The organism is Paenibacillus sp. A14, assembly GCF_036864815.1.
Classification (GTDB): Bacteria; Bacillota; Bacilli; order Paenibacillales; family Paenibacillaceae; genus Fontibacillus; species Fontibacillus sanfengchensis.
Window position 1 is genome coordinate 1 of sequence record NZ_JBAGJD010000005.1, and the last position, 18,799, is coordinate 18,799.

15 protein-coding genes, 8 tRNA genes and 1 rRNA gene are annotated in these 18,799 nt (G+C 51.0%); 19 read left to right on the forward strand and 5 right to left on the reverse strand.

The genetic code is table 11. The annotated features are described in order from the left end of the window. From V4U88_RS14505 to V4U88_RS14545, 9 genes are all read left to right on the forward strand, one after another. A 23S ribosomal RNA gene (locus V4U88_RS14505) occupies window positions 1-124 on the forward strand; the annotation flags it as partial. A gap of 117 nt (window positions 125-241) precedes the next feature. Then, window positions 242-333 (forward strand) — tRNA-Ser (locus V4U88_RS14510). Window positions 334-350: 17 nt separating this feature from the next. Next, window positions 351-427, forward strand: a tRNA-Met gene (locus V4U88_RS14515). A gap of 7 nt (window positions 428-434) precedes the next feature. Continuing rightward, window positions 435-510, forward strand: a tRNA-Val gene (locus V4U88_RS14520). Between the two features lie 22 nt (window positions 511-532). Further along, a tRNA-Thr gene (locus tag V4U88_RS14525) sits at window positions 533-608 on the forward strand. 13 nt (window positions 609-621) lie between these two features. Beyond that, window positions 622-698, forward strand: a tRNA-Asp gene (locus V4U88_RS14530). Window positions 699-775: 77 nt separating this feature from the next. Then, window positions 776-848, forward strand: a tRNA-Phe gene (locus tag V4U88_RS14535). A 12-nt stretch (window positions 849-860) separates the two neighbouring features. Beyond that, window positions 861-946: transfer RNA gene (locus V4U88_RS14540), tRNA-Tyr, on the forward strand. Window positions 947-952: 6 nt separating this feature from the next. Then, window positions 953-1,025, forward strand: a tRNA-Lys gene (locus V4U88_RS14545). A gap of 86 nt (window positions 1,026-1,111) precedes the next feature. Here the strand turns inward: V4U88_RS14545 and V4U88_RS14550 are convergent. Then, on the reverse strand, window positions 1,112-1,843 hold the full coding sequence (locus V4U88_RS14550; protein WP_334073985.1) for a Crp/Fnr family transcriptional regulator: 732 nt from the start codon (window positions 1,841-1,843) through the stop codon (window positions 1,112-1,114). A gap of 173 nt (window positions 1,844-2,016) precedes the next feature. Beyond that, window positions 2,017-4,332 carry a nitric-oxide reductase large subunit gene (locus tag V4U88_RS14555; protein ID WP_334073986.1) on the reverse strand — a complete coding sequence of 772 codons (2,316 nt, stop codon included), beginning with the start codon at window positions 4,330-4,332 and terminating at the stop codon, window positions 2,017-2,019. Between the two features lie 157 nt (window positions 4,333-4,489). On the opposite strand from V4U88_RS14555, the gene V4U88_RS14560 reads away from it, so the two are divergent. The 7 genes from V4U88_RS14560 (at window position 4,490) to V4U88_RS14590 (ending at window position 10,612) form a co-directional block, all read left to right on the forward strand. Next, window positions 4,490-5,599 (forward strand): PucR family transcriptional regulator, encoded by a 1,110-nt coding sequence (locus V4U88_RS14560; RefSeq protein WP_334073987.1) that lies wholly within the window; start codon window positions 4,490-4,492, stop codon window positions 5,597-5,599. A gap of 122 nt (window positions 5,600-5,721) precedes the next feature. Beyond that, window positions 5,722-6,840, forward strand: coding sequence for an ABC transporter ATP-binding protein (locus tag V4U88_RS14565; protein ID WP_334073988.1), 1,119 nt, complete (start codon window positions 5,722-5,724; stop codon window positions 6,838-6,840). A 233-nt stretch (window positions 6,841-7,073) separates the two neighbouring features. Next, entirely contained in the window at window positions 7,074-8,015 is a 942-nt protein-coding gene (gene hprK, locus V4U88_RS14570; protein WP_334073989.1) for an HPr(Ser) kinase/phosphatase, read from the forward strand. Between the two features lie 11 nt (window positions 8,016-8,026). Continuing rightward, window positions 8,027-9,061 (forward strand): prolipoprotein diacylglyceryl transferase, encoded by a 1,035-nt coding sequence (lgt, locus tag V4U88_RS14575; RefSeq protein ID WP_334074352.1) that lies wholly within the window; start codon window positions 8,027-8,029, stop codon window positions 9,059-9,061. A 19-nt stretch (window positions 9,062-9,080) separates the two neighbouring features. Then, entirely contained in the window at window positions 9,081-9,737 is a 657-nt protein-coding gene (gene ppaX / locus V4U88_RS14580; RefSeq protein ID WP_334073990.1) for a pyrophosphatase PpaX, read from the forward strand. Continuing rightward, the gene (locus V4U88_RS14585) at window positions 9,734-10,255 is read left to right on the forward strand and encodes an acyltransferase (protein ID WP_334073991.1); all 522 of its coding nucleotides are present in this window, start codon (window positions 9,734-9,736) and stop codon (window positions 10,253-10,255) included. The genes ppaX and V4U88_RS14585 overlap by 4 nt, the downstream gene beginning before the upstream one ends. 36 nt (window positions 10,256-10,291) lie before the next feature. Continuing rightward, window positions 10,292-10,612, forward strand: a complete 321-nt coding sequence (locus V4U88_RS14590) for a carboxymuconolactone decarboxylase family protein (protein WP_334073992.1) — start codon at window positions 10,292-10,294, stop codon at window positions 10,610-10,612. An 85-nt stretch (window positions 10,613-10,697) separates the two neighbouring features. Here the strand turns inward: V4U88_RS14590 and V4U88_RS14595 are convergent, their stop codons facing one another. Beyond that, a complete protein-coding gene (locus tag V4U88_RS14595) occupies window positions 10,698-12,092 on the reverse strand; it encodes a DUF4179 domain-containing protein (RefSeq protein WP_334073993.1) in 1,395 nt (464 codons plus the stop codon). After that, the gene (locus tag V4U88_RS14600) at window positions 12,085-12,609 is read right to left on the reverse strand and encodes a sigma-70 family RNA polymerase sigma factor (protein ID WP_334073994.1); all 525 of its coding nucleotides are present in this window, start codon (window positions 12,607-12,609) and stop codon (window positions 12,085-12,087) included. Before V4U88_RS14600 ends, V4U88_RS14595 begins: the two co-directional genes overlap by 8 nt. A gap of 292 nt (window positions 12,610-12,901) precedes the next feature. Between V4U88_RS14600 and V4U88_RS14605 the strand changes: the two genes are divergently transcribed. Next, window positions 12,902-14,140 carry an acyltransferase gene (locus tag V4U88_RS14605; protein WP_334073995.1) on the forward strand — a complete coding sequence of 413 codons (1,239 nt, stop codon included), beginning with the start codon at window positions 12,902-12,904 and terminating at the stop codon, window positions 14,138-14,140. Between the two features lie 105 nt (window positions 14,141-14,245). Here V4U88_RS14605 and V4U88_RS14610 read toward each other — a convergent pair whose 3' ends face one another. After that, window positions 14,246-16,291 carry a methyl-accepting chemotaxis protein gene (locus V4U88_RS14610; protein WP_334073996.1) on the reverse strand — a complete coding sequence of 682 codons (2,046 nt, stop codon included), beginning with the start codon at window positions 16,289-16,291 and terminating at the stop codon, window positions 14,246-14,248. 327 nt (window positions 16,292-16,618) lie between these two features. Between V4U88_RS14610 and V4U88_RS14615 the strand changes: the two genes are divergently transcribed. After that, the gene (locus V4U88_RS14615; protein WP_334073997.1) at window positions 16,619-17,821 is read left to right on the forward strand and encodes an ATP phosphoribosyltransferase regulatory subunit; all 1,203 of its coding nucleotides are present in this window, start codon (window positions 16,619-16,621) and stop codon (window positions 17,819-17,821) included. Between the two features lie 306 nt (window positions 17,822-18,127). Next, complete coding sequence (gene hisG, locus V4U88_RS14620) at window positions 18,128-18,763, forward strand: ATP phosphoribosyltransferase (protein ID WP_334073998.1); 636 nt, start codon at window positions 18,128-18,130, stop codon at window positions 18,761-18,763. Window positions 18,764-18,799: the final 36 nt, after the last annotated feature.

Below are 18,799 nucleotides of genomic sequence, written 5' to 3' on the forward strand. Positions count from 1 at the left end.
CCCCCTCAAGATGAGATTTCCCAATTAGTAAGACCCCTTGAAGACGACGAGGTTGATAGGCCTGGGGTGGAAGTGCAGCAATGCATGGAGCTGACAGGTACTAATCGGTCGAGGGCTTATCCAAAAATAACTCCAAAAAGTGGCGTCAGGCTGAGCAAGCCGATCTGAGCACTTGAGGAGACTAAAACGCAAAGCACGTTTCGTATCCAGTTTTCAAGGATTAACCTTGAATTATGGCTTTGGAGAGATACCCAAGTGGCTATAAGGGGACCCTCTGCTAAGGGGTTAGACTGCGTAAGCGGTGCGAGGGTTCGAATCCCTCTCTCTCCGCCATTTGTAAAATCTGATATGGCGGCGTAGCTCAGCTGGCTAGAGCGTACGGTTCATACCCGTGAGGTCGGGGGTTCGATCCCCTCCGCCGCTACCATATTTTCGGAGGCTTAGCTCAGCTGGGAGAGCATCTGCCTTACAAGCAGAGGGTCGGGGGTTCGATCCCCTCAGCCTCCACCATTATAGATTTACAACTTGATATGCCGGTGTAGCTCAATTGGTAGAGCAACTGACTTGTAATCAGTAGGTTGGGGGTTCAAGTCCTCTCGCCGGCACCACTTTCACCAATGCGGAGCCGTGGTGTAGAGGCCTAACATGCCTGCCTGTCACGCAGGAGACCGCGGGTTCGAATCCCGTCGGCTCCGCCATTTATTACAACTATATTTCCACAGCGAAGTGGGAAAGTTACTAACTTAACCACTTTATTTTTTTGCCAATTTCATATGGCTCGGTAGCTCAGTCGGTAGAGCAGAGGACTGAAAATCCTCGTGTCGGCGGTTCGATTCCGTCCCGAGCCACCTTTTAAACCTGGAGGCTTAGCGAAGTGGCCAAACGCAGCAGACTGTAAATCTGTTCTCTTACGAGTTCGGTGGTTCGAATCCATCAGCCTCCACCAGTTTTTGAGCCATTAGCTCAGTTGGTAGAGCACCTGACTTTTAATCAGGGTGTCGAAGGTTCGAGTCCTTCATGGCTCATGTCGAAAGATCGTCAATCATTTGATTGGCGATCTTTTTTTGTATTGATTTCCCGCTGTTTTTCGGGGCAATATCTTGGTGGTGTTTTAACGGTTGTAAAGCTTTAGTTGCCGGCAATGATCACAGTTTTCTTTGACGCATACGCGTTCCTTTAAGGCCAGCAGGTTTTTTACGTAAAAGCCTTTGCGGCTTACAATCACCATGCCTTCCTTGCGAAGGCTGTTCAGCAGGCGAGTGACCGATTCCCGGGCTAGGCCGATAATGCTGGCAATTTCCTGGTGAGTCATGGGGACTCCCACATAGATTCCTCCATCCCGTTCAATCCCATATTCCTCGGCCAGTTTAATTAACAGGGAAATGCCCCGATCCTCTACACTGCGGTGGGTAAATCCTTGAAGCTTATCCATCAGCTCACGGATTTTACTTCCCATGGCGGACATCATTTTAAAGGCGATACTGGGGGTACTCGCCAGCATAAGCTCGAAGGAGCGAATCGGCACGGCCAGAAGCTTTGTATCCACCAGGGCCATACACGTGGTCGGATACAAGTCGGAATCAAATTGCCCCGTGTAGGGAAACATATCTCCGGCTTTTAACAAGGAAATGATCTGCTCGTTCCCTTTCTCATCCGTTTTATAAGCTTTAATGAGTCCATGCAATATAAAATAAATGGCTTCGACCTGTTCACCTTCGTGAAAAACCGCTTGTTTACGTGAGATCATGCGCGGAATGGCCATGTTGCGAAACCGGGTCATCTCTTCATTATCCAGGTCATGAAGCAGGGTGATGCACCGCAGGTCATCTACGGAAAGCTCCATCTTGGAATCCTCCCTATTTAAATTTAAATAAGTTAACTTTAAGATTATTATAGGGGGTAGAGAAAACACGGCTTTGTGTGAGGCATCACATGGTGTATTACATATTGGCAAAGAAAATACCCAAACCGGATCCAACCTGATCACAAAGCCAGGAACCGGTTTGGGTAGAATCATTAGTCGAATATTTGCTCTTCTGCCACATTCGGTTTGCGCAAGTGAAACATGGAGCGAATGACCGCGTATAGCAGCGGCAAAATCCCTAGGACGATGAAGATCGTATCCGGAATCATCCGCAGCCAAAGGAGCAGATTTACGTCTCCCTGCTGATAGAAAGAGAAGTGGCGCGCCGACCAGAAACCGAAGTCAAAAGCATGCTTTAATTGCATGAACCCAATGGGCAACAATGTGATCACAATCATTCCGGTTAAGCCGATATTAAGTCCCCAACACGACAGGCGCAGCAGCTTATCATTCCATTTATCCGGCTCAACGATATTGCGTAACGTGTAGAGTAGGACGGCGATGGCGAACATTCCGTAGACCCCCATCATCGAGCCGTGAGCATGTGCGGTCGTTAAGGTAGAACCGTGCTCAAAATAGCTGACAGCCGGCAGATTGATCAGGAAGCCAAGCACGCCTGCCCCGATCAAGTTCCAGACTGCTGTAGAGACCAGGAAACGGAAGGAGGAGGTATAGGGGAAGGCCGTTCCTCCATCTTTCATCACTTTATATTGGTCGTAAGCTTCCAGGATCAGCAAGGTCAGCGGAATGACCTCCAAGGCGGAGAATACGGCACCCAGGGCGATCCAGATTTCAGAAGACCCATTGTAATAATAGTGATGTCCTATTCCTAGTACCCCGCCGCCCATAAGCAAAATAAACTGGAACAGCAAGGAGCGAATCGTGGATTGCTTCGTAACCAGATTCATTCGTACCATCAGGAAGCCAATAACGACTACGGCAAATACCTCAAATATGCCTTCCACCCAGAGGTGGATAATCCACCATCTCCAAAAGTCTGCATACGTAAACGAAGTAGTTGGATTGAAAAAGAAAGCAAAAATATAAAAGAAGGGAACCGCTATGGCAGAGTAAAACAACAGATGAGTTAGCCCGCCTTTATCCGTTTCTTTCCGGAGTGCAGAGCGAATCGCGCGGAATACGATATACAGCCAGATCGTCATCCCAATGACGAGTAAGATCTGCCAGAAGCGGCCTAACTCCAGGTACTCCCAGCCTTGGTGTCCGAGCCAGAACCACAGGTTTCCCAGATGCCCTTTTACACCTAACCATTCGCCAATTGTACTGCCGGCTGTCAGAACAACTAATGCCCAGAACAGAATATCCACCAACAGACCTTGACGTTTCGGTTCTTTCCCGCCGACGAGAGGAGCTACATAAATCCCCATCCCCAGCCAAGCTGTAGCAACCCACAAAATAACGAGCTGCAGATGATAGGACTTGGCGATATTGAACGGGAATAAGCTGGCGATCCAGTCCATACCGTAAAATTGGTTAGGTTCGGAATAATAATGGGCGAGTAGCCCGCCAAAGCCGGATTGGATCAGGAATAACAGAGTAACTATAAGGAAGAACTTCCCTGTTTTGACCTGGCTTGAGGTCACCGGCATGTTATATAGATTAAAGGTTGGAAACTTATCGGGTGTATATGCTTCGTGCATATGCAATTTGTAGCGGTTATAGATGAACAAAATAAAACCGATGGCAAGGATCAGCAAGGTGACACTGACGCCGCTCCATAGAACAGCGGAGTAGGACATCGTGTTGCCCGCATCTTCAAAGTAAGGCCAGTTGTTGGTGTAAGTGATCGTATCCCCCGGTCTTTGGGCTGCCGAAAGCCATGCGGTCCAAAAGAAGAAATCGGCGATTTGCTGCCGCATATTTCCCGAGCCGATATAGGCGCGATCTTCCGCGGGCATACTGCTATCCTGAATCAGATTCGGAGCGATGCCTAGCCCGTCCCCTTCCGTAAACACCTTCTCGTAATGCGCGCGAACCTGCTTTAAGCCTTCAACCTGTCCGTCCGTAAGGGTCAGTACTTCGGTTCCTTTCTCGTAACGGTTTTGCTTCACTTCTTCTTTCACTTTTTCAAAAATAACGGTTTGCCGGTCTTTGCTAAGTTCATCGTAAGATTGCCCGTACTCGGTTTGAGCATAATGATTGTGCATCGCATCGGTGACGATTTTTAATGCCTCGGCGGTATAATCAGGGCCCAGATAGGAGCCGTGGCCCAGCACGGTGGCGTAATCCATGAGCCCGTACTTTTGGAAAACGGCCTGCCCGCCTGCGATTTGGTCTTGAGTCGTTAAGGTTTGACCTTGACTGTCTACCATCTTTAGCGGTGTAGGGGCTTGCGTCTTAAAAATCCAATATCCCCCGGTAATTAATATGGTAAAGCTGATGATTAAAGTAGCGATCAAAATGCCCTTGAGGAATCCGTTTTGCGCTTTATTGCCTGGTACCTTCATGGTTGCAAACATCTCCTTTCCTTTCGTCAGATCCCAGCATAAGACCGCCCCATATTGAAGTTTGTGATCGCCATTACAAATGCGGTGAAAGTTAAAATTTCGCCATGATATGATACAATGATTTTGAATCTTCAAATTAGGATAGGAAAGGCACTCCATGACGAATATGAACTTGCTGAAACAACAGATTGAGCAGATCCTTGGGGCTCCGCTGCAACTGACGGAAATGGAGCTTCAGGCATGGAACGAAATGACGGTGGCCTCAGGCCAACCTCATTCCGGCGTAATTCGGAATAATGGGAAATGGCTCGGGCGGTGGAGTTCGGGTTTATCCACAGTTCAAGTATTTGAAGTGGAGATCGCAGAGCTTTCGGAGCGGGAAATACAGCTGATCGAGCTATTGCTGACGTATGCCTATAATGGACAGGAGTCGAAGCCATCAGGGCCGTCCAGACGGGAAGACGAAGCCCGCAGTGTGGAGATGGGAGATTGGCTTCAAGATCAAATCGATCGCGGGGAGTTGGAATGCCCGGTACCGGATCATATGAGCTTGAAAACGCATCTGCAAGGGACGATGCTTCCTTTTTTGCTAAGCGTTGAGCATAGCTCGGGTGACGGTATCCAGTTTGCTAAACTGAATAAATTGCTGCGCAGTTATTTTGGCGGGGAGATCGTATTGCTCCCAATTAAAGAGGATTGGCTGATCCTGGTCAATGAAGCCATTCTCCAGGATTTTCGCGAGGAAAGCGAGCCAACCCAGGAAGCGGAACGGGACATGTTGGATGCATTATGTCAGGGGCTGTACGAACTGATCACCAATGAGTGGGTTGGCGGAGGCCTTCAATTGGCGGCGGGCGATCCGTTTACCGGAGACAGGCATATGGCTGCGGTAGCGGTGTCTTTGCGCGAAACCCTTCAACTCGGCAGGGTGTTTTATGTCACGGAGCATATTTATTTTCCCTGGAAGCTTCGCCTGGAGCGGTTGATTTATAGCATCCCTGACAATCAGCGTGTGCAATTTGTGGAGGAAATCGGACGGCAGTCGGAACTATTAAAAGATGAAGAGACGAGAAAGACGCTGCAGACTTTTTTTCAATTGGATTGCAATGTGAGTGAAACGGCGAAACGGTTATACATCCACCGCAATACGCTGTTGTACCGGATCGATAAATTTAAACAGGAGACCGGGCTGGATGTCCGAAGCTTTCAGGATGCGGTTTTGGTCAAGCTGGGGTTGTTATTGTACAAATTGACAAAAAGGGCTTAGGATTTTTGTGCAGTTTGTGTATAGCGCTTTCTTGCCCAGGAAGGTAAGATAGAAGCATGAATTGAATCCGATTACATTTTTGCATATCCCTTTAATTATCATTTATTTAGGAGGCTAAAAATATGGCAGGCGTACGCTTAGAACACATCTACAAAAAATACCCGGGTGCTGACAAAGCAACCGTAATTGACGTTAACCTGGATATCGCCGATAAGGAGTTCCTCGTATTGGTAGGTCCTTCCGGTTGCGGTAAATCTACAACACTCCGGATGATCGCAGGTCTGGAAGAGATCTCCGAAGGTAAATTGTATATCGGCGACCGCGTCGTGAACGATGTAGCTCCGAAAGACCGCGATATCGCGATGGTATTCCAATCCTACGCTTTGTACCCGCACATGAACGTATACCAAAACATGGCGTTCGGTCTGAAATTGCGCAAGGTGAAAAAGGAAGAAATCGATCAACGCGTTCGTGAAGCTGCGAAGATTCTCGATATCGAACATCTGCTTGATCGCAAACCGAAAGCTCTCTCCGGTGGTCAGCGTCAACGGGTTGCCTTGGGCCGCGCGATTGTCCGCGATCCTCAAGTCTTCCTCATGGACGAACCGCTCTCGAACTTGGATGCCAAGCTGCGCGGTCAAATGCGCGCGGAAATCACGAAGCTGGTTAAGCGTCTTGAAACGACTTGTATCTACGTAACGCATGATCAAACCGAGGCCATGACGATGGGTGACCGTATCGTCGTTATGCAAGACGGTATCATTCAACAAGCAGCTTCTCCGGAAGAACTGTACAACCAACCGCAAAATATTTTCGTTGCCGGATTCATCGGATCCCCAACCATGAACTTCATCAACGGTAAGATCGTTGAGCAAAACGGTGCCGTATACTTCCAAGCCGACAACATGAAGGTGGAAGTACCGCAAGGGAAAGCCGTAACTCTGAAAGAAAAAGGCTATGTGAACGGTAAGGAAGTCATCATGGGCGTTCGTCCGGAAGACATCCACGAAGAACCTATCTTCTTGGAAGGTTCCCCGAATACGGTCTTCAACGCAACGGTAGACGTTACTGAGAACCTCGGTCACGAAATGCTGTTGTACTTGAACAGCACCTCTCCGTTGATCGCTCGTGTGGACGGTCGTTCCAACACGCGTGAAGGCGACAACGTGAAATTGGCGATCGATATGAACAAAATCCATATCTTCGATAAGGAATCCGAATTGAACGTATTCTTTTCCTAATCGATAAGCTGCGAACTGAGCAAACCGCCCCTTTTTGGGGCGGTTTTTTTATGGAGGTGCGGCCCCGTGATTGATTTACGGAGGAATTTCCTTTACGATGAATACAATGACAACGAGATGTAAAAGGTTGCGGTTTTTCTTTACATATTATTGCAGGCCGATTTCGGAATAGAGCTGGCTTTTCAGTTGGTTAGCTATGGACCCGTAAGGCCGTTTGGGAAAGGAAGAGCAGCATGGCGAAAAAAGTAAAAGTATCCGAATTGGTCAACCAATTCGGGCTGGAGGTAGTTTCCGGAGAACAGGGTCTGAAACGGGCCATTACGGTTGACGATCTGTATCGTCCGGGTTTGGAGATGGCCGGTTATTTCGAGTATCATCCGCCGGAACGGGTACAGATTCTGGGGAAGACCGAGCTGGCGTTCTATGAAATGCTTCCGCTTGCGGAGCGGAAGGACCGGATGGAGCGCCTTTGCAGCAGTGAAGAGACGCCGTGCATTATCGTCACAAGATCCTGGGAGGTTCCCCAGGAGTTGATCGACATCAGCTCGGAGAAGAATATTCCCGTACTGCGCAGCAGCATGGCAACCACGATTCTGTCCAGCCGGATTACCAGTTTCCTGGAGCGGAAACTGGCGCCGACGGCGACGATCCATGGAGTGCTCGTGGATGTGTACGGGGTCGGCATGCTGATTACCGGCAGCAGCGGCATCGGGAAGAGTGAGACGGCGCTGGAACTCGTGAAACGCGGCCACCGGCTCATTGCCGACGATGCGGTGGAAATCCGCCAAACGTCGGATAACCAGCTCCACGGGACAGCGCCGGAACTGATCCGCCATCTCCTGGAAATCCGCGGTGTCGGGATCATCAACGTCATGACGCTGTTCGGGGCCGGGGCGATTCGAAACAACAAGAGAATTACCCTTGTCGTGCGCCTTGAGGCCTGGCAGCAAGAGAAGCAATACGACCGGTTGGGCCTTGATGAAGAGACTACGCGGATTATCGATACCGACGTTCCGCTGGTGACGATCCCTGTCCGCCCGGGTCGGAATCTGGCCGTTATTATTGAGGTCGCCGCCATGAACTTCCGCTTGAAACGGATGGGTTACAACGCCGCGCTTCAGTTTACGACAAAGCTGACGGAGACGATCGCGGAAGATATGGACGATTTGGATTAGGAGCGTGAATGATGGGCACCTTGTTATTAAACCCGATTGCTTTTTCGATCGGTGGATTGGACGTGCGTTGGTATGGCTTGATTCTGGGAGCCGGTGCCCTGATGGGACTGCTGCTTGCCATTTGGGAAGGGAAACGCTTCAACATTCCGCAGGAGTTTTTTATGGATCTGCTGCTGCTGGGGGTCCCTTCGGCCATTATCGGTGCAAGAATTTACTTTGTAGCGTTTAAGTGGGACGAATATAAAAATAATCTGCTGGATATTTTTAAGATCTGGAACGGCGGTATCGCCATTTATGGCGCTTTAATCGGCGCGATCATCTGTGCGGTAATCTTCGTTCGCCGGCGCGGGTATAACTTTTGGCGGATCGCCGATATCTGTGCGCCTGGGCTCATTATCGGTCAAATGATCGGCCGGTGGGGCAACTTCGTCAATCAGGAGGCCTATGGCGGGCCGACGACGGAAGCTTTTTTAAGGGATCATCTGCATCTCCCTTCGTTTATCGTGAACCAGATGAATGTGGCGGGGACGTTCCATCATCCGACCTTTTTGTATGAATCGCTGTGGAACCTGGTTGGCCTGCTCCTTCTCTTCGTGCTGCGGAGACAAAAGTTTTTGCGGGCGGGAGAATTGTTCTTTTCCTACTTTATCTGGTATTCCATTGGCCGCTTTTTTATCGAAGCGCTTAGAACGGACAGCCTGGCGTTCCAGGGAGCGTCCTGGCTTGCTTCTTTTGTCAACGGATTGTGGGCGCCGATGACCTGGCTCGGCTTTGAGCAAGGATATCTCGCCCCGACCTATGGAAACGTGAGAATTTCGCAGTTGCTGGCGCTTTTGATTATCGTTGCCGCGATCGTGTTGATTACTGTACGCCGCAGAACGGTTAAGAACCTCCCGCGGTATAGTGATCCGATCGTATCGACACGCAGCAGCGAGGTAGAGAATTTGCAGCCGGCTGCGAATTCGGCGTCAAACGCGCAAGGGTTGAACTTGAAGGAGGAGCACGACTCGAGCGAATCGGAGAAGCCCCAGGCCCCCAAGGAGTAGATAAAGGAGAAACCGCTGCATGATAAACACCATATTATTCGATCTTGACGGAACGATCATCGACACAAACGATCTGATTATAAATACGTTTCTGCACGTATTGGGGCAGCATTTTCCCCAGCAGAAGTATTCGAGGGAACAGATCATTCCCCATATGGGACTAACGCTGGAACAGCAAATGCAGACCTTCTCCGGCAGGGAGGAGGTCACTGAGCTGGTGGCGGACTACCGTACTTATAACAACCTGCATCATGACACGCTGATTCGGGAGTTCCCCCGGGTCAAAGAAGTGATCGCCCAGCTGCATGAGCGCGGTATCACCATGGGGATCGTGACGACGAAAATTAAGCCGACCACCATCCGGGCCCTGGACTACTTCGCGTTAAAAGAGTATATGTCCACCATCGTCACCGTTCAGGACGTGACGCATCCCAAGCCGCATCCGGAGCCGGTATTGACCGCGCTAAGCAACCTGGGCGCCGATCCGGACAAGACGCTGATGGTGGGCGACAGCGCCGCCGATATTCAGGCGGCAAAAGCGGCAGGCGTGAAAGCCGCCGGAGTCGCCTGGTCTTTGAAGGGCGTGGATGTGCTCCAGAAATATAACCCCGATTATATCCTCGAGGATATGACCGACTTGTATGGCGTATTGGGATGGGAGCCTGTGAACAAGTGAGGAAGGTCACGCGGTATCCGGTGGAAGGGCCGAATGCGTTGTGGCAGTTGTACCGGACAGTGAGCCCGTGGAAGGGCGTTAAAAACTTTATTTTTATCCAGCTTAGCCGATATTGTCCGATCCTTTCCTGGAAAAACTGGATCTACCGCCGTATTCTCGGCATGAGAGTGGGGGAACATACCGCCTTCGGTCTGATGGTGATGGTGGATGTCTTCTTTCCGGAGCTGATCACGATCGGTCGAAACTCGGTCATCGGGTACAACACGACCATTCTCGCGCATGAGTACTTGATCAAGGAATATCGGCTGGGCGAGGTGCGGATCGGTGATGAGGTACTCATCGGAGCGAATACGACGATCTTGCCCGGTGTCACGATCGGGGACGGAGCGGTGGTAGCTGCAGGCTCGGTGGTCCACAAAGATGTGGCCCCCGGCACGTTTGTGGGAGGCAATCCCCTGCGCGTGATTGAAAGGAAGAATCCGGAAGGAAGTCGAGATAAGAGTGGGGAATTGGAATAAAGCAGTTATTCCATTCTTAAAGGAGATGTATCAAGAATGAGCGAGATGACATCGGTCAGCAGCGCATTTCACACTTTTATCAAGGAGGCCCCAGAGCATCAGCGGATTTGGACGGAAACGGCACAGCAGTTGGGCCAGGTCGGTAAGCTTGACTCCAAAACCGAGGAACTGGCCTACATTGCCGTGCTTGCGGCATCGCGTTTGGAAAGCGGCATTCCTTTTCATGTAAAGCATGCTAAGTCATTGGGGGCAACGCGAGAAGAAATTATCAGCGCTGTGTTGGTGGGACTCCCTGCGGTAGGAAACGCAGTTATTCAGGCATTGCCAGCAGCCATTCGGGCGTTTGACGAGGAGTAAAGGGCGTAAAGGTTCAGAAGTAAAAGAAGGGGCTGTCTCCCCGGTAGGTGAACTACCCATAAGCGGAGACAACCCCTTTTGCGTATCATTTGAGCTTGATTCGGAATTCTATGGGTTGTTCGATGTTTTTTTCCGTATCGGCCCTATATGAAAAGGTTAAGGGTTGAGGGTATACTTGTGATTTTAGGCTAAGTAGGGCGCTTGGATCCGAGAAAATGCCCCCTTCTATAGAATAAGTTTTGCCGTCCCGATCACTAAAAATCGTATCTAAGTGGATGGACGATTCGGGGTTCAGTCGATCTGACAAATACTCCATGACCACCTCGATGGTATCTTTTGTATAACTGACCTTCTGCAGCCGCAGCGGGGAGTTGGGTGTGATTACTTTTTTTTCCTCAGTATTTATGGCAACTTTTCCCTTCTCATATACGGATATCTGGCTAGCCCCCTTGGCCCGGAGAGAAAACTCGGTCCAATCGGTGTAGTAAAGACTGTCGAAACGGATGGCTGATAACGATGGTACTTCGTTAATGAGCTCGATCATTGTATCTCGAGAAATTAAAAAGGGTTGGAACTGGTCCTTTCTGGTCTCGCCCAGATAGAGCTTGGCATCCCTTAGATTTTTTAGACCTTCGTTTTGTGTTTTCGAGGTTGCTTTAAACTCCAATGTGGTGCTAAGAGGATTCAGAACGGCTCGGGTCAGCTCCAGCTTATGTTCTCCGATTTGCGCGAATTGATGGACAGGTACTGATTTTTCCAAGCTGGAGAACTTGGTTTTGTCTATGTTTATAGGTACTCTAAATTCTAATTTTTTGGTGGAGGAGTCGATGTCTAACTCCACTTCCTCCGAAAACATCATTTGACCCGGGGTATCTTTAAACTGTAAGGTGTAGTAGTAGGATTTTTTCTGTATATTTTGATCCTGTAAGCTTAAATTAGAGCCAAACGATGAGAGACCATGTTTTTCCGTCAGTTCATTATTTGAACTAAAAAAGTTGCCTTGTATGCTCTGAACCGTCACGGTATTGCTTAAAATCTCGGAGGTAACGAAAACAATCATCGTTCGTTTGTCTGCCAGCACGCCATCGACCGTTAGACGGTAACCGTCTTGTTCGGTGGCCTTGTTAATGGGCTGATACAGGCCTTGTTCGGCGGCCTTTTTCATCGCGTCGTGCATCATCGACAGCACATGCTTCGGAATGGAGGAAACTGCTGGCGAACTCCCCATGACCGTGCCAGGGCTCGAATCCGCTGGTGGCCAGAGCTGCCACGCGAACAAAACCGCCAAACTGCAGGCCAGCGCTCCCGCAGTGAGGGTGATGCGCCGGCGAAGGCCAATTTTACGTCTTCTTACTTTGCCCAGTTCCAAGCCCTGGCGGATGGCCAATTCCAGGTTTTGATCGCTAATCCGGGCTTCGGCTTGGCGGATATCCTCCAACATACGCGGTAATTCCCATTCCTCTTTTTGATGCTCAGCCATAATACACCTCACCGCCCCAAGTCATTTGCCCCCGGAGCTGCTTCAGTCCCTGGTGCAGCCAGGTCTTCACGGTTCCTTCCGGTCGGTCGAGAATCCGCGCAATCTCCGTTAGGGTCATATCTTGATAATATTTTAAAGTCAGCACATGTCTGTATTTCGGCTTTAACCGCTCCAGGGCAATCTCCAGGTCCAGCTTATGAACGCTGACCATTTCTCCCGAGCCAGGCTGCGTCAATGCCGTCAGCGACAGGGTGCGTTTTCTCCGCTTCTGTTCATCGATGCAAACGTGGATCAGAATGCGGATTAACCAAGGGATAAAGGCATCCGGTTCCTTGAGCTGCCTGCATTTCACCCAAGCCTTGCAGACCGTCTCCTGAACGGCGTCCAAGGCATCGGATTCGTTCCGCAAGTAGCTGAACGCGATGCCGTAAAGCTTTCTTTTCTGTGAGGATACCAGATGGTAAAAGGCTGTCTCATCGCCCTGGCATGCGGCAGCGGCCCATTCTCGTTCTTCCATGCCTGCGGGCTCCTTCCTAATAAATATTGATGAATATGGATCGTCGGGGAATTACCGGCCGGTAATTTTTTCTTCCCTGACTATAAAGACGCTCGTTCGATCAGAACGGTTTTATTTATATACGTTCCCTTAATTGGATTTTAAAGGTATGATAATAGCGAGCAATTTGGCAAAAATGCCGAAGCGAAGCTATTTTCAGGTTCAATTCAGCTTGAAAGGGTAACTTAATGATATTCACTTATGTCTATTCGTGCGTTTGGCGCGAAGCGGAAAAGGTCATATCAGGAAACCTATGCAGACTGGAGTTGATCATGTGCAACTGCAAGCGAAGGAAAGGCTGCCTCAGCTCGATATCTTTCGGGCCTTTGCGATTTTTAGCGTCATCCAGGTCCACGCGACTTCCTATGCTGCCGGGTGGCAGGCATTGGGGGCGCCGGGTTTTTATTTTTATAACTGGATGAATATCTTTTTCAGAATCGGTACCAGCTCATTTATCTTTTTGAGCAGCTTCGTTCTCTTCTACAACTATTATGAAAAGCCGGTTAACCGGAGCTTGATCGGACGCTTTTATAAAAAACGGTTGACCTATATCATCCTACCCTATATTCTCGTATCCTTCTGTTATTTTCTCGTGGTGGTTTGGATTCAAAAGGATTTCTTGAACCAGTCCTTTGCGCAGCTGCTGCAATCTCTGGGCGTAAAGCTGCTGACGGGGACGGCCTATACGCACTTATACTTTATTTTTATCAGCATCCAATTCTATATCTTGTTCCCGTTATTGTTGGGTTTGGTGCAATGGATGCGGAATAAGAAATGGGCGGCATTTTGGATTTTTCCGGCGGGCTTGGCGGTTCAGTGGGTCTTCTTCTTCTGGAATAAATACTATCTTGAGCTGCCGAACAAGGGAAGCTATGCGCCCTCCTATATGTCGTTCTACATGCTCGGTGCTGTGGTGGCGATCTATTTCGAACCGATCAAAGCCTGGCTAACGACGGATTGGAAACGGGCAACCTCCCGGCAAAAAGCCGGCACCGTCTTGCTTTGGGGCAGTTGGCTGATCCTCTCATTTATTGATGTGCAGCTGTACTACGCGCTCAGGACCCAGGCATACGTGGCCGGAACGACAACGTTCGAATTCGTCTGGAACGTGCACCTGTTGCTTTCGGCACTGGTTCTGATGAAGGCGGCATTCCTGGTGCACCGCAAAGGCAGCAAATTCTGGGTCAAAGCTTTGACCCGGCTGGGCGAACTGTCTTTCGCCATTTATCTGTTTCACCCGGTGGTCCTGCTGGTTTATCGCATGTTCCGCAACCGGCTCGCGGGGGACCAAATCGCGGTCGCTTACTTCTTTTTTATTCTGGCTGGTTCGGCCTGTACGCTGCTTCTCTCCTGGGTCTTCGTGCATCTCTGCTTTAAAAAGCTGCCTTTCGCCGCGTTGTTTTTGGGCAGTGTCCCGGGGGCATTAAAGAAGAGAAGGGAATCGCCGATCCAGGACAGCGCAACTTCCGCATCCGTGAATGTAAACATGTAGGCATAATTTAAAGGGGTGCCGATAGAGCCGGATGAACGGCTTTATCGGCACCCCTTGTTATTTAAGACTTCAGCGGAGCTGGACGATTCTATAATTGGCTTGCTGTTACACTTTAAATTTGCTTACGGTTTCCTGCAGCTCTTCCGCCATTTTGCTTAAGAGAGCCGAAGAGGCGCTGATCTCTTGCATAGAAGCCAATTGTTCTTCCGTGCTGGCGGCCACTTGTTCGATGCTTGCCGCGGTATCCTCGGAGATCATGGCTACAGCCTCCATGGATTTAATCACTTTCACCGAACCGGCGACCATCGCTTCGGATGCTTTGGAGACCTGTTCGATTTCGCGGGTCACTTCGGTGATGGAATCGAGAATATGTCCGAATGCGACCCCCGCAGAATCCGCCATCTGCACGCCCCTTAACACCTCATGGATCACCTGCTCCATGCTGGCGGCCGTCACCTGGGTATCCCGCTGAATCGCGGCTACCGATTCGGTGATATGGCTGGCGGAGCTGCCGGATTGGTCCGCGAGCTTCTTGATTTCGGAGGCGACCACGGCAAATCCTTTGCCCTGTTCACCCGCTCGCGCCGCTTCAATGGACGCGTTCAAGGCCAGCAGATGCGTCTGGTTGGCAATCTCCGTGATCACTTGGGTGAAGCTGTCGATTTCTTTGGAGCGTTCTCCCAGACCGGATACTTCCTGCGACAGCTTCTTCACGGTTTCACCGATGGCTTTCATTTGATCAACCACGGATTGCACACTGTTATTGCCTTCTTCGGCCGTCTGCTGCGTATGTTCCACGGATTGGACGACGTCATGCGTGCTGCCGGAGATCGCCTGCATTTGAGCGGCCATCCGGTTAATATCATCGCGGGTACCGCTGATTTCGGTCACCTGCTGGCCGGTACCGATCGAAACCATTTGCGCGTTCTCCGCCACCTGCTTGCCGGAGGCCGTAATTTGATCGGAGCTGGCGGTGAGCTCTTCCGCGGAAGCCGCAAGCTGCATGGAATTATTGTTAACCTTATAGAGCAAAGAGCGCAGAGAAGCCGCCATGGTATTAAAATTACGCCCCAGAATCCCCAGCTCATCGTTCCGTTTGATATGAATATCCTGCGTCAGATCCCCTTCGCTGATCGCCAGGGAAGCCCGGTTGATTTGACTGAGAGGTCTCAGGATAGAAAAGATAATTAAGAAAACGAACAAAGCGCCCACAATGATGGAGACAACAAGGACAACGACCGTTGATTTAAGAATCGGAGCCGCCTGCGCCGCAACCTCGGACTGAAACAGGGTACCCGCGATTTTCCAGCCGGTGGACGCATTGGTGGTAAAAATCATCTTCTTGGCCTCATTGCCGCCCGTATAATCAAGCCTTCCGCTCTTTTCTTTATAAATGTTGGCAATCACGGGGATGCTCTCGGCGGAAGAACCGATTTCGCTCGTGGGATGGTAGACGAACTTCTTATCCTGATCAAGCAAGAAGACGTAGCCTTCCGTACCGATTTTTACGCTCTTCGTCACCAAAGACAGCTTCTCGATGGCCACCGACATGGCCACCACGCCTTGCCCGTCCTGGCTGGATTTGGCCAGCGTGACGACCTGATTGCCCGTTACAGCGGAAGCATAAGGGGAAGTGACGATAACCTTTCCTTTCTCCGCTACAGCCTGCTTGTACCAGCCCCGTTCGGTCGGCTTATAGTCCGCTGCTATTTTGGTGACATCGGCAGAGTCCATATATAGACCTTGATTCGTTCCGACGAACACCATCTCCGTGTCGGTGTCAGCCTTTCTTGTCAACTGCAACTGCTTTCGCACACTCTCGCTTGTTCCCAGGTTGGACTGGGTGCCTTGCTGAATAATGCTGGTGAAGTCCACATTCTGGGACAACACCTCGATTTCTTTCTTTTTTGAGTCAAAATACTCATTAAGCAGCGCGTCCAGGAGCCGGACATTCTCTTCGGCGGTCTGTACCATCTGCTGGTCTACATTCTGTTTGGCGGTATTGTAGGAAACGGTGGAGAGCAGAATGGTAGGGACGATAAGGAGGAACGCGAAAGCCGCAATCAGTTTATTTTTGATGGAGAAAAAAACGACTTTGTTAGCCGGTTTCGTCTGACTTTCGGTGGTGCGCTTGTTGTGTAGTTTTGTCATCGCTCGCGAGCACTCCTCTATAGTAAAAATATAATTAGGGATATCATCGACAAAATTCTTCATTTTTTTAAGACCTTTTACCACTTTTGCAAAATGAAAAATTGATGAAGAGGAATCCGTCGCGGGACTACAGACAGGGGCATGTAAATCTTCTAATTCAAGGGTAAAATAAAGGAAGGAAAAATAAAGAAATGAAGTCTTCGGGAGAGCGTTGACGTTTCGAGAATAAATATGTTACGATATGGCATAATCTTTAGTTTGGTAGTATGGTAGCACTTTAATATATTAAAGTTAAAAGATTGAGCATGCATAAATGAGGTGAGCGTTTTGTCGAAACCGAAAGGCTTTGAAAAACCGGCCGGTGTCCGCGATTATTTGCCCTTTGCGGCCGAGAAGCTGCGGGCGATTGAGCGGAGCGTACTGGATTGTATGGCCGGGTGGGGGTATCGCCAAATCATGACGCCGACCATGGAATATTACGATACTGTGGGCGTGGCCAGTTCCACCTCCGACCGGAAGCTGTTCAAGCTGCTTAATAACCGGGGGACGACCATGGTCCTCCGTTCGGATATGACCGCCCCGATCGCCCGGGTTGTCGCCTCCATGCTGAAAGAGGAGCCGCTGCCGCTCCGCCTGTCCTATCACGCCAATGTGTTTCGGGCGATTGAGGAGGAGGCGGGCAGGGAAGCCGAATTCTTTCAGACCGGCGTAGAGCTGGTGGGGGACGATTCGCCCGAAGCGGATGCCGAAGTAGTCGCTTTGGCCGTGGCTTCCCTCAAAGCGGCCGGCGTGAAATCGTTCAAGATTGCGCTGGGCCATGTCGGCTTCCTGAACGGACTCCTGGAGGAGGCGATTCCGGGCCGGGAGGAGGACCGGGAGACTCTGAAAGAGGGGTTGCTGCACCGGGACTATGTCGGCTATCGGGAAACGCTGGCCGGCTTGTCTTTATCGAAGCGGCAGCGCGAGGAGCTCGAGGGCATTCTCCGCCTGCGCGGCGGCAAGGAGATTTGCCGGCAGGCGCTCGAGCTCAGCGGCAACGCGCAGGCCCGGGACGCGGTGCAGCATCTCAGCGCGGTATGGGACGCGCTGGAGGATTACGGTGTAGCGCAGCATGTCATGATCGATCTGACGATGATCGGCGACTTTTCATACTACACCGGGATGACGTTTGAGGGGTACGCCGCGGAGCTCGGCTTCCCCGTCTGCAGCGGCGGACGCTACGACAATCTGCTGCGGCAGTTTGGGCGTCCCGCCCCGGCGACCGGCTTCGCGCTCAAGACGAACCGGATCCTCGACGGCGTCGACGGAATCGAGGCCGATCGCGAACTGCCGGTGCTGCTGCAGTACGACGCAGCGAACCGGAAGCGGGCGTTCGCCGAAGCGGAGCAGCTGCGGGGCGAGGGGCGCGGCGGGATCCTGCGCCGCGTGGAAGGTTCGGCCGACCTGCTCGGCGATGCGGACGCCAAGGAGATCCAGAGCGGGCCGCTCGGACCGGCTTACGGGGAGATTCGCACGTATACGAGTTTCTAGCCTGTAGCTTGCTATGCTGCGGTTGGTTCGGTTGAAATAACGGGAGGACCTCCTGTTATTTTGTCTTTGAGTAGGCGTGGCGTAACAATAACGGGAAACCTCCAGCTAATTCTTCCGTTCTGGGCTATTATCCCGACGGAAGGGCAAATTAGCGGTAGGTTTTCCTGCTAAATATGGTGCGCGGGGGATTTTAGCCGGAATTAACGGGAGTTTTTCCCGTTAATGAGAAGAGGCTCGCTCACTCGGAAGCGGGCCCAAACGGGCGATCGGCTCCGTTGCAGCCGGAGGGGGACTTAGGTCAAGAAGATGAGCGAAATTATTAAAGTGGCGATGCCCAAGGGGCGTATCTATAAGAAAGCGTCAGCTCTGTTCCGTGAAGCCGGAATTCGGATTCCGGCCGATGTGGACGAGTCTCGCAAACTCGTAATTCCGCTGCCGGAGATCGGCATGGAGTTTATTTTGGCGAAACCGGTGGATGTGCCGACTTACGTGGAGTACGGCGTGGCGGATATCGGCATCGTCGGCAAGGACGTGTTGATGGAGGAGAACCGGGACGTATACGAGCTGCTGGATCTCGGAATCGCCCGCTGCCGGATGTCGGTCATCGCGCTGCCGGACTGGAAGCCGGGGATTCATCAGCGGGTGGCCACCAAGTACCCGAACGTGGCTTCACAGTATTTCCGCGAGCGGGGACAGCAGGTTGAGGTTATCAAGCTGAACGGTTCCATCGAGCTGGCGCCGTTGATCGGCTTGGCCGACCGGATCGTCGATATGGTGGAGACCGGCCAGACGCTTCGCGAGAACGGGCTGGTGGAGTTAGAGAGCATCTTTGAGATTACGAGCCGGCTGGTCGCCAACCGGGTCAGCTACCGGATGAAAAACGCGGAAATTCAAGCCGTTTGCGATGCGCTGGCAAAAGTGATTACCGCTAACAACGTTTGAGGATCAGTTTTGAAGGTTAGAAGGCCGGGGAGGGCT